This is a genomic window from Micromonospora sp. C28ISP2-4 (assembly GCF_030519385.1).
GTDB classification, from domain to species: Bacteria; Actinomycetota; Actinomycetes; order Mycobacteriales; family Micromonosporaceae; genus Micromonospora; species Micromonospora tulbaghiae.
This window is the reverse complement of record NZ_JAUMKG010000006.1, coordinates 356,654-373,594: the sequence shown is the minus strand read 5'-3', so window position 1 is coordinate 373,594 and position 16,941 is coordinate 356,654. Positions and strand designations below refer to the sequence as shown.

The window sequence follows — 16,941 nt, the reverse complement described above, 5'->3', positions numbered from 1 at the left end:
CGGTTGGCTCAGCCGGTCGGTCCGGCGGCCAGTTCGGATTCCGGCCGGGCGACCGCGAGCATCGAGCCGACGACGGCGATCCGCCGATCACCGACCCAGGTCTCGCCGCGCATGACCGCGCTGTTCGCTTTCAGCGACTCCACCACCACCTCGTGGCGCATGACGTCGCCCGGGTACGCCGCGCCGACGAACCGGAAGTCGCGGGCCGCGCCGAAGACCAGGGTGCCGTCGAGCGTCTCGCCGCCGGCTCGCGCGGAGAGCACCCAGAGGGCCGCCCCGGCCTGCCCGAGCGACTCCACCAGCAGTGCCGGCGGATACCCGTACGCGCCCGGCGCCAGCCCTTCGGCCAGGCCTGCGAAGCACGGCTCGGTGCCGGTGACGGCCTTGACCGCGACGATGCGCCGGCCGGGCTCGACCTCCAGGACCCGGTCGATCTGCAGGATCGGGTGCCGGTGCGGCAGGATCGCGGTGAGCTCGGCGTACTCAAGCATCGGCCGGCTCCTCCGGCAGCACCAGCAGCTCCAGGCTCACCTTCGCGGTGACCCCGCCGTCGTGGCGGCGGCAGTCGGCGTCCACCCGCACCCGCCGTCCGTCCTCCGGGTCGTCCTGCAGGCGGCACACCGCCGTCAGCACGTCTCCCGGCAGGAGGGGCGCCTGGAACCGGACCGACCGCACGGCGGCCAGCTCGACCCGCACACCCGGACCGCGGCCGGTCTCGACGGCCCGCCGGGCCGCCTGGTGCACGGTCTCCACGGTGAACACCCCGGGGTAGATGGGGAAGCCGGGGTAGTGACCTTCCAGGTACGGGTCGGTGGCCACGATCCGCTTGACCGCGGTCACCCCGCCGGCGCGCACCTGCACCTCGTCGACCGCGTCCAGTGGCGCGGCGAAACTGCGACTCATGACCCTCCTTCGCGATCGGCTCCAGGTATTCCATCCGCGTCGGCTCGAGGCCGGCTCAGGGCCGGCTCAGGGCCGGCTCAGGCACCTCAGAGCACGATTCCGCCGTCGACCTGGAGCACCTGGCCGGTGATGTAGGCGGCCCGGTCGGAGGCCAGGAAGGACACCAGGTCCGCCACGTCGGCCGGCTGCCCGAGCCGGCGCAACGGGATCATGCCGGCGGCCTTCGCCCTGGCCTTCTCGGTCAGCCCGGCGGTCATGTCCGTCTCGATGAACCCGGGGGCCACCACGTTCACCCGGATGCCGTACGGGCCCAGTTCCTTGGCCATCGACCGGCTCAGCGAGTTGATCCCGCCCTTGCTGGCCGAGTAGTTGGCCTGGGTGGCGTTGCCGTACACGCCGGCCACCGACGACACGTTGATAACCGTGCCGAGCTTGCGCTTCATGAAGCCGAACGAGACGCTTCGGCAGAAGTTGAAGGTGCCGGTGAGGTTGGTGTCCAGCACCGCCTCCCAGTCGGCGAACGACATCAGCACCAGCGGCTTGTCCCGGATGATGCCGGCGCTGTTGACCAACGTCCGCACCGGCCCCAGCTCCGCCTCGGCGGCGGCGACGAACCCGCCCACCGCGTCCGGGTCGGCCACGTCGCAGGCGGCGTGGAAGCACCGCGCCCCCCGCTGCTTGATCCCGTCGACGGTCTCCGCGGCCGCGTCGCCGCCCGCCCGGTAGCAGAACGCCACGTCGTACCCGTCTTCGGCCAGCCGCAGCGCGACGGCGCGACCGATGCCCCGGGAGCCGCCGGTGACCAGCGCGGTGCGCTGCTCCATCAGGACTCCCCGGGGCCCGCGAGCGCGGCGTCGTCCGCGGCCATCGCGGCGATCAGGCTCTTCGGCCGCATGTCGGTCCACTCACGCTCGACGTGGTCGAGGCATGCCTGCCGGCTGTCCTCGCCGAAGGTGGCCTGCCAGCCCTGCGGCACCGGCACGAACGACGGCCACAGCGAGTGCTGCCCCTCGTCGTTCACCAGCACCAGATACCGTCCCTCTTCGTTCTCGAACGGGTTGCTGCTCATCTGTCCCCCTCGGGGTCGGCGCCGGCGCTGGTGCCGGCGATGGTCTGGAAGCCGGCGCCGACGTGCGGGTCGGCCGCGGCGTCGATCGCCGCGAGGCGGTCGGCGAGCACCCGGCCGATGGCGGCCAAGGGCTCCGGCTGGGTCATGTCGTTGTGCCGGCAGTCGACGTCGTGCGTCCGCACCCGGGACAGGTGCGGTCGCCACGCGGCCACCGGGTCCGGGCCGGACACCCGGTCCCGGGTGGCCACGAACAGCAGCGCATCGAGGTCGGCGTACGCCGGCCGGTGTTCGCGCGCCAGCCGCGTGTTGTTCGCGAACACCTCGTACAACGCGCTGAGGTGTCCCGCCTCCAGCCGGCCGAGCACCCCTTCGTTGCGGTTGAGCAGCTCAGCCACCTGCTCCTCGCCGGCCGGCGGTCCGTCGTCGTCGGCCGGGTACCCGGCGAGCTGGAGCATCCCGGCGAGGAACTCCGCCCGGTTCAGCGTGCCGCCGTCGGCCCGCTCCGCCTCGGTCTTCGGGAACGCGTCCAGCAGTGCCAGCAGCGCCACCCGCTCCCCCTCGGCACGTAGCCGGGCCGCGATCTCGTGGGCGACCAGACCGCCGAACGACCAGCCGAGCAGGTGGTAAGGGCCGCCCGGCTGGACCTCGCGGATCCGGGCCAGGTAGTCCTCGGCGACCTGCTCGACGCTGCCCGGCAGCTCCTCCTGCCCGGCCAGGCCGGCGGACTGGAGCCCGTAGATCGGCCGGTCGGTGAGGTGCCCCATGAGTCCGGAGTAGGACCAGCTGAAACCGCTGGCCGGGTGGACGCAGAACAGTGGCGGCCGGGCGCCGTGGCGGCGCAGCGGCAGCAGCACCTCGAACGCGCCCCGGCCGTCGTCGCCGGTGTCGAGCCGGTCGGTCAGCTCCGCCACCGACGGCGCCTCGAAGAGGGTACGCAGGGCCAGGTCCACCCCGAAGGTGGCGCGCACCCGGCTGATCAGCCGGCTGGCCAGCAGCGAGTGTCCACCGAGGTCGAAGAAGCCGTCGTCGATGCCCACTTCGGCCAGGCCCAGCACCTCGGCGAAGAGGCCGCACAGCACCCGCTCCCGGTGGCTGCGGGGGCCACACCGGTGCGCGCCCGCGCCGGTGTCAGCGACCTCCGGCACCGGCAAGGCACCCCGGTTCAGCTTCCCGTTCGGGGTCAGCGGCAGGTCGTCGAGGACCACCACGGCCGCCGGCACCATGTACTCGGGCAGCGCCGCCCCCACCACCGCCCGCAGCGCGGCCGGCTGCGGCGCTGCGCCCGGCGCCGGCACCACGTACGCGACCAGCCGCTGGTCGCCCGGCCGGTCCTCGCGGACGATCACCGCGCAGCGGGCCACCTCGTCGGCGGCGGCCAGCAGCGCCTCGATCTCACCCAGCTCGATGCGGAAGCCGCGCAGCTTGACCTGGTCGTCGATCCGGCGCAGGAACATCAGCTCGCCGGTGTCGGTCCACCGCACCACGTCACCTGTGCGGTACATCCGGGTTCCGGGCGGCCCAAACGGGTCGGCCACGAACCTGCCCGCCGTCTGCCCGGGCCGGGCCAGGTAGCCACGGGCCAGGCCGGCACCGGCCACGTACAGTTCGCCGGGCACGCCGGGCGGCACCGGGCGCAGCCGGGCGTCGAGCACGTACAGGCGGGTGTTGGCCAGCGGCCCGCCGATCGGCAGGGGTCCCGGCGACACCTGATCGCCCGGCCCGATCCGGTACTCGGTGCAGTTCACAGTGGTCTCGGTCGGGCCGTACATGTTGTAGACGGCCACCCCGGGATGCCGCCGACGCCAGTCGTCGACCACCTCGCCGAGCAGCAGCTCGCCACCGAGCAGCAGCTCGTCGGCCGGCGCGTAGTCGTCGGGCAGCGCGGCCAGCAACGGCAGATGACTGGGGGTGGCCTTGAGGAAGGTGCAGGCGTGCCGGGCCAGCCGTCGTCGGGTGGCCGGATCGTCGTCCAGGCCGGCGACGTGCACCGTGCCGCCGACGGTCAGCGGCACCCACATGCCGGTCACGCTCAGGTCGAACGACACCGACGAGTGCAGCAGCGCGCTGCCGCGTACGCCCCGGTAGTCGCTCCCGGCGAAGGTGAGGTAGTCGGTGAGCGAGCGGTGCTCGATCACCACCCCCTTGGGTCGCCCAGTCGAACCGGAGGTGTAGATGACGTACGCCGGGTTGGTCAGCCGGGCCGCGGCGCGGTCAGCCCCGGTCAGTGGCGCGGCGGCGAAGCCGTCCGGCTCCACCTGGTCCACCAGCAGCCGCGGCACGTCGCCGGTCGCGGGCGGCAGGACGGCCGCCGTGGCCGCGTCGGTGAGCAGCAGCGCCGGCGCGGTGTCCGCGAGCATGAAGGCGATCCGGTCCGCCGGGTAGTCCGGGTCGATCGGCACGTACGCGCCGCCGGCCTTGAGCACCGCGAGCAACCAGCCGACCAGCCGGGCGGAGCGGGGCAGCGCCACCGCGACGAACCGCTCCGGCCCCACGCCGTGCGCCACCAGCAGCCGGGCCAGCCGGTTGCTCTGCTCGTCCAGCTCCGCGTACGTCAGCTCGGTGTCGGCGTCGACCAGGGCCGGGGCGCGCGGGGTGCGCGCGACCTGCGCGGTGAACAGCTCCGGCAGGGTCGCCGCCGTCACCGGTGCGGCGGTGTCGTTCCACGTCACCAGCACCTGCCGGCGCTCCTGTCCGGTGAGCAGGTCGACCGCGCCGATCGGCTGCTCCGGGTCGACGGCCAGCGCGCCGAGCAGGACCTGGAAGCACGCCGCGATCCGTTCGACAGTGGCGTGGTCGAACAGGTCGGCGCTGTACTCGATCCGGCCGGAGAGGCCGGCCGGCGCGCCGTCGCCGTCCACCCGCTCGGCGAGGCTGACGTTCAGGTCGAACTTCGCCCCGCCGGTGCCCGCCGGCAGGCCGGACACCGCCAGGCCGGGCAGCGCCACGTCGAGCCGGGCGTGGTTGTGCACCGCCAGCACCACCTGGAACAGCGGATGGCGGGCCACCGACCGGGTCGGGTTAAGCACCTCGACCAGCCGCTCGAACGGGACGTCCGCGTGGGCGTACGCGGCCAGGTCCGTGGCACGGACCCGGTCCAGCAGCTCGGCGAAGGTCGGGTCGCCCGCGGTGTCGGTACGCAGCACCAGGGTGTTGACGAAGAAGCCGACAAGCCCGTCGAGGGCCTCGTCGACCCGGCCCGCGACCGGCGCACCCAGCGGAATGTCCTCCCCCGCGCCGAGGCGGGTGAGCAGCGCGGCCAGCGCGGTCTGGGCCACCATGAACAGGCTCGCCTGCCGGTCGCGGGCCAGAGCGGTCAACCGGCCGTGCAGCTCGGCCGGCACGTCGAAGGTGACGCTGCCGCCGCGGCGGGAGGACACCGCCGGCCGGGGCCGGTCCACCGGCAGTTCCAGCTGCTCGGGCAGGCCGGCCAGCACGTCCGCCCAGTAAGCGGTCTGCCGGCCGATCAGGCTCGCCGGGTCGGCCTCGTCGCCGAGGGTCTGCCGCTGCCAGATCGCGAAGTCGGCGTACTGCAACGGCAGCGGAGTGAACTCCGGCGCCCGCCCGGCCCGCCGCGCCGTGTACGCGGCGGCGAGGTCCGCCGACAGCGGTCCGGCCGACTGCCCGTCGCTGGCGATGTGGTGCATCAGAAGCAGCAGGACGTGCGCGTCGTCGGCGAGGCGGAACAGGTGGGCACGCAAGGGCGGCTCACCGGCCAGGTCGAACCGGTGCCCGACGGCCGCGGCCAGCGCGGCCGGCAGCTCCGCGGCGGTCACGTCCCGCTCGGCCGGCGTCGGTACGGCCGCCGGCGGGTCGAGGACCAGTTGGTACGGCTCGCCGTCGACCTCGGCGAAAACGGTGCGCAGGGTCTCGTGCCGGGCCACCACGTCGGCCAGCGCCGCGCGCAGCGCCGCCCGGTCCAACTCGCCGTCGAGGCGCAGCGCCAGCGGCACGTTGTAGCTGACGTCGGAGTCGTCGAACCGGTTCAGGAACCACAGCCGGCGCTGCGCGTACGACACCGGCACCAGCGGCGGGCGCGGGCCCGGGCGCAGCGGCGGCCGGCTGTCCCTCCCGGCCAGCAGCCGGGCGGCGAGGCCGGCGACAGTCGGGGTCTCGAAGACCGACCGGATCGGCAGTTCCACGCCGAAGACCGAGCGGACCCGGTTGGCGATCCGGGTGGCCAGCAGCGAGTGGCCACCGAGTGCGAAGAAGTCGTCGTCCACGCCCACCCGGGTGACGCCGAGCACATCGGCGAAGACCCCGCAGAGCAGTTCCTCCTGCGGCGTACGGGCGGTCCGGCCGGCACCGGCACCCGTGAACTCCACGGCGGGCAGCGCCTTGCGATCGACCTTGCCGTTGGCGCTCAGCGGCAGCGCGTCCAGGGCGAGCACCACCGAGGGGACCATCGCGTCCGGCAGCCGGCCGGCGACGTGCTCGCGCACCGCCTCCGGGTCGGCGTCGCCGACCACGTAGCCGACGAGCCGGTTCGTGCCGGCCGGGTCGGTGTTCACGGTCACCGTCGCGGCGGTCACGCCGGCCGCGTCGCGAAGCGCCGCCTCCACCTCGCCGAGCTCGATCCGCTGCCCACGGATCTTGACCTGGTCGTCAGCGCGGCCGAGGAACTCCAGCTGGCCGTCGGCGCGGTGGCGCACCCGGTCGCCGGTGCGGTAGAGCCGGGCCCCGGGCCGGGCGGAGAACGGGTCGGCGACGAAGACGGTGGCGGTGCGGGCCGGGTCGTCCAGATAACCCCGGCCGACCCCGGCGCCGCCGACGCACAGCTCGCCCGGCACCCCGGCCGGAAGCGGCTGAAGGTTCGCGTCCAGCACGTACAGCCGGGTGTTGCGCACCGCGCGGCCGATCGGCACCCGGTCGCCCGCGGCGTCGGCCGGCACCCTGACGACCGCGTGGGTGACGTCGTCCGAGCACTCCGTCGGCCCGTACGCGTTGAGCAGCGGGACGCACGGGTAGCGGGCGAGCCACCTGTGGCACAGCTGCGGCGGCAGCGCCTCGCCGGTCACCAGCAGCCAGCGCAGTGTCGACAGCTCCGGCGGCGGAGCGCCCGCGTCCCACGCGTCGAGCGCGGTGCGCAGCAGCGACGGCACCACCTCAAGCACTGTCACCCGGTTGGTGTCCACGCGACCGAAGAGCGCGCCCGGGTCCAGCGCCGTGTCGTCGTCGACGACGTCCACGGCACCACCGGTGAGCAGCGAGGCGAGCATCTGCCACACCGACACGTCGAAGGTGAGCGCGGCGTTCTGCACGACCACGTCGGCGGCGCCGAGGTCGAGATCCTCCACCTTGGCCAGCAGGTGGTTGAGCATTCCCCGCCGGTGCACCATCGCACCCTTCGGGCGGCCGGTCGAACCTGAGGTGAAGATGACGTACGCGAGGTCGTCGGGGCCGGTCGCCGGCGGCGTCGACGGCACCGCCGGACCGGTCCCGGCCAGCGGCAGCACGGTGACCGGCACGCCGAGGCGGGCCACCACCTCGGCCGCCACCGCCTCGTGCGCAGGGTCCACCAGCAGCCACCTGCTGCCGCTGTCGGCCAGCAGGCCGGCGTTGCGGGCCACCGGCGAACGCGGGTCCAGCGGCAGGTAGGCGCTGTCGGCGGTGAGCGCGGCCAGCACGCCGGTGACGGCGTTCACGCCCCGGTCGGTCAGCAGCGCGACGAGCGCGCCCCGCCCGGCGCCGGCGGCACGCAGCCGCGCGGCGAGCGCGTCGGCGCGGGCGAGCAACCCGGCGTAGGTGACGGTCTGCCCGGGGTCGGTCACCGCCACCGCGTCGGGTCGGGCGGCGGCGACCGCCCGGATCAAGGTCACCGTGTCCTCGCCGGGCAGCGGGCGCCCGGTGGCGTTCCAGTCGTCGAGCACGCGCCGCCGTTCGTCCCGCCCGACCACGTCGACGACGCCGATCGGCGCGTCGGGCGTGGACACGGCGGCCTCCAGCATCCGGACGAAACCGGCGAGGATCCGCTGCGCGGTGGCGTCGTCGAACAGGTCGGCGCTGTAGTCCAGCCGCCCGTCGATGCCGCCGTTCCCACCCGGCCGCTCGGTGAGGTCGATCGACAGGTCGAACTGGGCGGCGTGCGCGCCGACCTGGTCCACGGTCACCCGCAGTCCCGGCAGGTCCAGGTCCACCGTGGCGTTGTTCTGCAGCACGAGCATGACCTGGAACAACGGGTTGCGGGCCATCGACCGGGGCGGGTTGAGCACCTCCACCAACCGCTCGAACGGGGTGTCCTGGTGGGAGTAGGCGGCCAGGTCGGCGGTGCGCACCCGGTCCAGCAGCTCCCGGAAGGTCGGGTTGCCGGCCGTGTCGGTACGTAGCACCAGCGTGTTGACGAACATGCCGACCAGGTCGTCCAGGGCCTCGTCGGTACGCCCCGCGATCGGGCTGCCGATCGGCACGTCGGTGCCGGCGCCCAGCCGGGTGAGCAGGGCCGCCAGGGCCGCCTGGAAGATCATGAACAGGCTCGCCCCGGTCGCGTGCACCAGCGCGTTGAGCCGCTCGTGCAACGCCGGTTCGACGACGAAGCTCAGCATGCCGCCCCGGTGGGTGGCGACCGGCGGGCGCGGCCGGTCGACCGGCAGCGTCAGCTCGTCCGGGACGTCGGCCAGGGCGCCGCGCCAGAACCGCATCTGCTCGGCGATCGCGCTGCCGGGGTCGGACTCGTCGCCGAGCACCGCGCGCTGCCAGAGGGCGTAGTCGGCGTACTGCACCGGCAGCGGATCGAATTCCGGCTCCCGGCCGCCGACGCGGGCGGCGTACGCGGTGGAGAAGTCACGGCCCAGCGGCGCCATCGACCAGCCGTCACCGGCGATGTGGTGCAGCACCAGCAGCAGCCGGTGCTCCCCGGCGCCGAGGGCGAGGAGGCGGGCCCGCAGCGGCGGGTCCACGGCCAGGTCGAAGCCGCGCGCGGTCTCCGCGAGCAGGAGGTCACCGAGCCGGTCCGGGTCGGCCGGCTCGGCGATGATCGGCGGGCAGGCAGCGTCCGGTTCGAGGATCACCTGGTACGGGTCGCCGTCGGCGTCCGGGTAGACGGTGCGCAGGCTCTCGTGGCGGGCGATCACGTCGCGCAGCGCGGCCCGCAGGGCGGCGACGTCCAGCTCACCGGTCAGACGCAGCAGGATCGGGATCTTGTACGGGGAGTCGGCGCCGGAGAGCCGGTTGATGAACCAGAGCCGGTTCTGCGCGTAGGACAACGGGATGCGTTCCGGGCGCGGCATCGGCGCCAGCGCCTGCCTGGCCCGCTTCGCGCCGCCCAGGCGCTCGGCCAGGCCCGCCACCGTGGGTGACTCGAACAGGTCCCGGATGGCCAGTTCCGCGCCCAGCGCGGCCCGGATCCGGCTGACCAGCCGGGTGGCCAGCAGCGAATGGCCGCCGAGGGCGAAGAAGTTGTCCTCGATGCCGACCTCGGGCAGGCCGAGCACGTCGGCGAAGAGCCCGCAGAGCGTCTCCTCCTGCCCGTTGCGGGGCGCCCGCCGGGTGGAGCCGGCCGAGTAGTCGGGCGCCGGCAGGGCACGCCGGTCCACCTTGCCGTTGCCGGTCAGCGGCAGGACGTCGAGCGCCACCACCGCAGCTGGGACCATGTATTCGGGCAGCACCCCGGCGGCCTGGGCGCGCAGCGCCTCCGGGTCGGGGGCGGGCGCGCCGGCGGCCGGCACGACGTACGCCACGAGCCGCTTGTCGCCGGGCCGGTCCTCGCGTACCACCACGGCGACCTGGCCCAGGCCCGGGTCGCGGGCCAGCACCGCCTCGATCTCGCCGAGCTCGATGCGGAAGCCGCGGATCTTGACCTGTTCGTCGGCACGGCCGACGAACTCCAGCGCGCCGTCAGGGCGACGTCGCACCACGTCGCCGGTGCGGTACATGCGCTCCCCGGCCCGGCCGAACGGGTCGGCCGGGTAGCGCTGGGCGGTCAGCGACGGCCGGTTCAGGTAGCCGCGGGACAGCCCGGCCCCGGCGATGTAGAGCTCACCGGCCGTCCCCGGCGGTGTGGGACGCAGGAAGTCGTCGAGCACGTACAGCCGCATGTTGTCCAGCGGCCGGCCGATCGGCACCGAGTCGGGTACCTCGGCCACCGCCCGCATCAGGTGGTGGGAGGCGAAGGTGGTGGTCTCGGTCGGGCCGTAGCCGTCACCGACCACCAGGCCGGGGCAGGCGGCCAGCACCCTTCTCACCATCGGCGCGGGCACCACGTCGCCACCGGTCCACACCTCGCGTACCCGGGCGAACGCCTCCGGGCTCTCCTCGGCCAGCAGCCGGAACAGCCCGGCGGTCAGCCAGAGGGCGGTGACCGCGCCATCGGACAGGACCGCCCTCAGGTCGTCCATGGTCAGCTCGCCGGGAGGGGCGACGACCAGCAGGCCGCCGCTGAGCAACGGCACCCACAGCTCGTAGGTCGAGGCGTCGAAGGCCAGCGGCGAGTGCAGCAGGACGCGGCGCTGCCGGTCGGTACGCCAGCAGCGGTCCCCGGCGAGGCTCACCACGTCGTGGTGGGTGACCATCACCCCCTTGGGGGTGCCGGTGGAACCCGACGTGTACATGACGTAGGCGAGCTGCCGGGGATGGGCGGGCCGTTCCGGGTCGACGTCCGGCCGGGCGGCGATCTCGGTGGCGGTGGTCTCGTCGTCGACGGTCACCACTGTCATGCCGTGGTCGAACCGCACGCGCGCCATCGCGCGGTCGGTGAGGAGGACGGAACTGCCGGTGTCGGCGACGATGTGGGTCAGCCGGTGCGCCGGGTAGCGCGGGTCCAGCGGCACGTACGCGGCACCGGCCTTGAGGACCGCCAGCACCGACACGACCTGATCGACCGAGCGTTCCTGGAGCAGGGCGACCCGGTCCTCGACGCCGACGCCGAGCGCGACCAGGTGCCGGGCCAGCCGGTTGGCCCGGGCGTCCAGCTCACGGTAGGTCAGGGCGGTGCCGTCGACGGTGGAGACGGCGACCCGGTCCGGGGTCCGGGAGGCCTGCGCGGCGAACCGGCCGGCCACCCCGCCGGTCGACGCCGGCTCCGGCTGCCCGCTGGCGTTCCACTCGTCGCGGACCAGGCGCTGCTCGGCGGCGGTCAGCACGTCCAACCGGCCCACCGGCGTGTCGGCGTCGGAGGCGACCGCCCCGAGGAGCCGCAGCAGCCGGTCGGCGAGACGCCGCGCCGCGTCGGCCGGGATGAGGTCGGCGCGGTGGTCCAGGAGCAGCCGCAGCCGCTCCCCGGGGACGGCGGTGACGGTCAGTGGATAGTGAGTGGCGTCCCGGCCGGACACCCCGGTCAGCCGCAGGCCGGCACCGGGCAGGCTGAGCAGCTTCGGGTCCAGCGGATAGTTCTCGAACACCACCAGGGTGTCGAACAGCTCGGCGTGGCCGGCAAGCCGCTGCACCTCGGTCAGCGGCAGGTGCTGGTGGGCCATCAGCGCGGACTGCCCGTCCTGCAGGCGCGACAGCAGCCCCGCGAGCGGCTCGGCCGGGTCCAGTCGCAACCGCACCGGCAGAGTGTTGATGAACAGGCCCACCATGGTCTCCACGCCCGGGATCTCCGGCGGACGGCCGGAGACCGTGCCGCCGAAGACCACGTCCCGCCGGCCGGTCAGCGCGCCGAGCAGCACGCCCCAGACGCCCTGCAGGACCGTGTTCAAGGTGACCCCGTGCCGGCGGGCCTGGGCCCGCAGCGCGACGGTCAGCTCGGTCGAGAGGTCGACGGTGAGCCGCTCCGGCGGTTGCGGGGCCCGGGACGGATCGGCCGGCACGAGCAGGGTCGGTTCGGCCAGACCGGCGAGCGCGGCGGTCCAGGCCCGCGCCGCGGCCGTGCGGTCCTGCGCGCCCAGCCACGCCAGGTAGTCGCGGTACGGGGCCACGCGAGGCAGTTCCCGGCCGCCGTCCGCGTAGAGGGCCAGCAGCTCGCGCATCAGCGTCGGCACCGACCATCCGTCCAGCAGGATGTGGTGGTTGGTGAGCACCAGCCGGTACGTCGCGTCGCCGAGGCGCAGCAGGGTGAACCGCAGCAGCGGCGGGCGCGTCAGGTCGAAGCCCTCGGCCCGGTCGGCGGCCAGCACCGCACGGACCCGCTCGGCCCGCGCCGCGTCGGTCAGCGCGCGCAGGTCGTGTTCCCGCCATCCGGCACGCAGCCCGCCGACCAGCACCTGAACCGCCTCGCCGTTGGGGCGCTGCCGGAACCCGGCCGTCAGGTTGGGGTGGCGGGCCAGGAGGGCGTCGGCGGCGCCGCGCAGGGCGGCCCCGTCCAGTTCGCCGGCCAGGTCGAAACAGAGCTGCACGGTGTAGACGTCGCGGTCCGGTCCGTCGAACAGGGCGTGGAAGAGCAGACCTTCCTGCAACGTGGAGAGCGGCAGCAGGTCGGTCGTATCCGGCTGCGCCGCCTCGATCGACTCGATCTCCTCCTGGGACAGCGGCAGCAGCAGGTCCGACGGGGTGTGCCCGCCGGCGCCGGGCGTGGCGGCGTGCCGCACCAGGGCCTCCAGCGCGGCCAGCCAGTCGTCGGCGAGTGCCCGCACCTCCGCCTCGGCGAGCAGCGTCTGCGGCCAGGCGAAGGTGGCGGACAGGCGCGGGCCGTCGGCGTGGTCGCGGGTGACCGCTGTGACATCGACGACGTGCGGCACCGCCAAGTTCCCGTCCGCGCCGCCGCCGATCGCCTGGGCGTCCCCGGAAACCGTCCAGTCGGCGTCGCCGCGGTCGTCGGCACGGAACCGGCCGAGGTAGTTGAAACCGATCTGGGCCGTGGACGCCACCGCCAGCCGTGGGGCGGTCTCGGCGTTCAGGTGACGCAGCAGCCCGTACCCGATGCCGTTGTCCGGCACCGCCCGCAGCTGTTCCTTGACCCGCTTGACCGCCCGGCCGGCGGCGGCACCGCCGGCGAACGCCTCGTCGAGGTCCAGCGGTCCCGGGTCCAGGCGGACCGGATGCATGCTGGTGAACCAGCCGACCGTCCGGGACAGGTCCAGGCGGTCGCCGAACTCCTCCCGGCCGTGCCCCTCCAGGTCGATCAGCAGGCCGGTGTGCCCGGCCGTGCCGCGGCGTCGTCGCCACCTGCCGACGGCCAGCGTCAGCGCGGTGAGCAGCACGTCGTTGACCCCGCCGTGGAAGGCCGCCGGCACCTGGGTCAACAGCTGCGCCGTGCGCTCCGCGGGCAGGGTGACGGTCACCGTCCGTCCGCTGTCCACGGTGTCGAGGGCCGGGTCCAGCGGCCGGCCGGCCAACGGTGGCTCGGCGTCACCGATCCTGGCCAGCCAGCCGTCCAGTTCGGCCACCCGCTCCGGCCGCACGGCCTCGGTGGCGAGGCGGCCCGCGAACCGGCGCAGCGAGGTCCGCACCGGCTCCAGCTCGGGGGTGCGCCCCGCAGCCACCGCCTGGACGGCGGCGGCCAGGTCGGGCAGCAGGATCCGCCAGGAGACCCCGTCGACCACCAGGTGGTGCAGGCCCAGCAGCAACCGGCCGGGGCGGTCCGGGCCGAGGTCGAACCACATCGCCCGCACCATCCGTCCCGCGACCGGGGACAGTCCGGCCTGGACCGTCTTCATCCGCTCCTCGACCAGCCCGCGCAGCCCTTCGGCGTCCAGCCCGGTTGCGTCGACCCGCGTCACCAGTTCCGCGGCGGCCACGCTGCCGCGCGCGCCGACGACCTGCCGCCAGCCGCCCGACTCGTCGACGACCAGCCGCATCCGCAGGGCGTCGTGGTGGTCGAGCATCGCCTGCAGGCCGGCGACGAGGTGCTCCGGCCGCAGCCCGGCCGGCGTGTTCACCAGCATCGACTGGTGGAAACCGTCGATCGGCCCGCCCCGTTCGCGCAGCCAGTGCACGATCGGAGTCAGCGGCACCTCCCCGGTACCGTCGTCGACGGCCACCGCCTCGGCGCCGGCGACGACAGCGGCGGCGGCGAGGGCGCCCACCGTGCGGTGCACGAAGACGTCCCGGGGCGTGAACGACAAGCCCGCCTTGCGGGCCCGGCTGACCAACTGGATCGAGACGATGCTGTCCCCGCCCAGGTCGAAGAAGCTGTCGTCGACGCCGACCGTCTCCAGGCCGAGCACCTCGGCGAAGAGCGCGGCGAGCAGCGCCTCGCCGGCGGTGGCCGGCTTCCGTCCGCCGCCTGTGGAGCTGAATCCCGGTACGGGCAGCGCGCGGCGGTCCAGCTTCCCGCTGGGCGTCAGCGGCAGCGCGGACAGGCCGACCACCGCCGCCGGCACCATGTACTCGGGCAGGTCGGCGCCGACGTGGGCCCGCAGCGCAACCCCGTCGACCAACGCGCCGGGGGCCGGCACGACGTAGCCCACCAGGCGCTTCACGCCCGGCTGGTCCTCCCGGGCGATCACCGCGACCTGCGCCACGGCCGGGTGGCGCGCCAGCACGGCCTCGATCTCGCCCGGCTCGACCCGGAAACCACGGATCTTCACCTGTGCGTCGGCCCGGCCGACGAACTCCAGCGCCCCGTCACAGCGCCAGCGGACGAGGTCACCCGTGCGGTACATGCGTCGGCCGGGTGCGCCGAACGGGTCGGCCACGAAGCGGTCGGCGGTCAGCCCCGGCCGGTCCAGGTAGCCGCGGGCCAGACCCGGCCCGGCGACGTACAGCTCCCCCGGCACGCCGGGCGGGACGGGGCGCAGGAACCGGTCGAGCACGTACGTCCGGGCGCCGGCGACCGGGGTGCCGATCGGCGGAGGGCCGGCACCTGGCGACAGCGGCGCGCTGAGCGTGGCGGCCACGGTGATCTCGGTCGGGCCGTACGCGTTGACCATGCGCCGACCGGGCGCGAACCGTGCGACCAGGTCGTCGCCGCAGGCGTCCCCCCCGACGACCAGGGTGCGCAGCACCGGCGGGACCACGTCCGGCAGGCCGGCCAGCGCGGCCGGCGGGATCAGCGCGTGCGTCACCTGGTGGTTCACCAGCACCGTCGCCAGGTCGTCGCCGACCAGCGGGCCCGATGGCGGTACGACGAGCGACGCCCCGGCACCGAAGGCGGCACACAGTTCCAACACGGAGGCGTCGAAGCTGGGCGAGGAGAACTGGAGCACCCGGCTGGTCTCGTCGACGTCGAAGCCGCTGACCACCGCGTCGGTGAAGCTGGGCAGTCCGGCATGGGTGACGACGACGCCCTTCGGCCGTCCGGTGGAACCGGAGGTGTAGATGACGTACGCCGGGTGTTCGGTCCGCAGCGGGGCGAGGCGTTCGGCGTCGGTGAGCGCTCCGGCCGGTTGCGCCGACCAGTCGGTGACGGTCTCCGCCTCGTCCAGCCGCAGGTGCGGCACGTCGGTGCCGGGCAGCGCGGTCCCGCTCAGCGTCGCCAGCAGCACCGGCCGGGCGTCCTGGAGCATGAACGCGATCCGGTCCGGCGGGTAGCCGGGGTCGACGGGCAGCCACGCGCCGCCGGCCTTGCTGACCGCGAGCGCGGCGATGACGAGTTCCGGGCTGCGCGGCAGGACCAGCGCCACCGTCCGTTCCGGGCCCACGCCGTGCGCGATCAGCAGCCGGGCCAGCCGGTCGGCGACGGTGTCCACCTCGGCGTACGACATGGTGTCGTCGTCGCCGATCAGGGCAGGCGCGTCCGGGCGGGCCGCGACCTGCGCGGCGAATAGTTCGGGGAAGGTACGCGGCGGCGCAGCGGCCGGGCCGGTGGCCCAGGTGCCGAGCACGACGGCGCGTTCCGCGTCGTCGAGCACGTCGAGCGTGGCCACCGGGGTCTGCGGCTCGTCCACGACGGTGCTGAGCAGGCGGACCAGACGGTCGGCGATCCGGCGGGCGGCCGGCTCGTCCAGCAGGTCCGCCCGGTGGTCCAGCCGGAGGGTCAGTTGCTCGCCGGGCAGCACGGCCAGGGTGAGCGGGTAGTGGGTCGCGTCGTGGCCGGTGACCGCGGTGACCCGCAGGCCGGTGCCGGCCAGGTCCAGCGCGGACGGGTCCAGCGGGTAGTTCTCGAAGACCGTCAGTGTGTCGAACAGGTCGCCGGAGCCGGCCAGCCGGCGGATGTCGGCCAGCCCCAGGTGCTGGTGCGCCATCAGCGACGCCTGCTCGTCCTGCACCCGCCCCAGCAGGGCGGCCAGGGACTCGGCCGGGTCGAGGCGGATCCGCACCGGCACCGTGTTGATGAACAGTCCGAGCATCGACTCCACGCCGTGCAGCTCCGGCGGACGACCCGCCACGGTGGCGCCGAAGACCAGGTCGTCGTCGCCGGTGAGGGCACCGAGAAGGAGGGCCCAGGCGCCCTGCACGACAGTGTTGAGAGTGACACCGAGCCGGCGGGCGGCGGCGGTGAGCCCACCGGTCAGCTCCTCGGGCAGCGACACGGTGAGCTGCCGTGGGGTGGCCGGTCGGCGGCCGGGGTCGGCGGGCGTCAGCAGCGTCGGACCGGCCAGCCCCGCCAGCGCGTCCCGCCAGGCCTGCTCGGCGGTGTCGCGGTCCTGCCGGTCGAGCCAGCCCAGGTACTCGCGGTACGGCGTGACCGGCGGCAGCGTCCGGTCGTGCCCGCCCGCCGCGTAGTGCGCGAACAACTCCTTGGCCAGCAGCGGCATCGACCAGCCGTCGAGCAGGACGTGGTGGTTGGTGAGCACCAGCCGGGACCGGTCCGGTCCGGTGCGGATCAACGCGGCGCGCAGCAGCGGCGGGCGGGCCAGGTCGAAACCGGCGGCGCGGTCGGCGGCGAGCAGCCGGGCCACCTCGCCGTCGCGTCGGGTCACCGGATGGCCGCTGAGGTCGTGCTCCTGCCAGGCAGGCGTGACCTCGCGCGGCACCACCGCCACCGACTCCCCGCTGCGGCGGTGCCGGATGCCGACCCGGAGGTTGGCGTGGCGGGCCAGGATCGCGCCGACGGCGTCCCGCATCCGGCCGCCGTCGACCGGACCGGTCAGGTCCAGCACGAACTGCACCGTATAGAGGTCGGATCCCGCCCCGTCGTAGAGCGCGTGGAACAGCAGGCCCTGCTGCAACGGTGACAGCGGCAGGATGTCCTCGACGCGCGACTGCTTCACCAC

The 16,941-nt window shown here is 74.5% G+C and carries 5 protein-coding genes; all 5 read right to left on the bottom strand.

Going from position 1 to position 16,941, the window contains the following annotated elements; all coding sequences use genetic code 11:
• Positions 1-8: 8 nt before the first annotated feature.
• The 5 genes from Q3W68_RS22705 to Q3W68_RS22685 all read right to left on the bottom strand — a co-directional run bounded on the left by Q3W68_RS22705 (position 9) and on the right by Q3W68_RS22685 (position 16,941).
• A complete protein-coding gene (locus Q3W68_RS22705; RefSeq protein WP_302907371.1) occupies positions 9-491 on the bottom strand; it encodes a 3-hydroxyacyl-ACP dehydratase FabZ family protein in 483 nt (160 codons plus the stop codon).
• Entirely contained in the window at positions 484-903 is a 420-nt protein-coding gene (locus Q3W68_RS22700; protein ID WP_302907369.1) for a 3-hydroxyacyl-ACP dehydratase FabZ family protein, read from the bottom strand. The genes Q3W68_RS22705 and Q3W68_RS22700 overlap by 8 nt, the downstream gene beginning before the upstream one ends.
• An 86-nt stretch (positions 904-989) precedes the next feature.
• Positions 990-1,727 carry a 3-oxoacyl-[acyl-carrier-protein] reductase gene (gene fabG / locus Q3W68_RS22695; protein WP_302907368.1) on the bottom strand — a complete coding sequence of 246 codons (738 nt, stop codon included), beginning with the start codon at positions 1,725-1,727 and terminating at the stop codon, positions 990-992.
• On the bottom strand, positions 1,727-1,972 hold the full coding sequence (locus tag Q3W68_RS22690; protein ID WP_302907367.1) for an MbtH family protein: 246 nt from the start codon (positions 1,970-1,972) through the stop codon (positions 1,727-1,729). Before Q3W68_RS22690 ends, fabG begins: the two co-directional genes overlap by 1 nt.
• Positions 1,969-16,941 (bottom strand): non-ribosomal peptide synthetase, encoded by a 14,973-nt coding sequence (locus Q3W68_RS22685; protein WP_302907366.1) that lies wholly within the window; start codon positions 16,939-16,941, stop codon positions 1,969-1,971. The genes Q3W68_RS22690 and Q3W68_RS22685 overlap by 4 nt, the downstream gene beginning before the upstream one ends.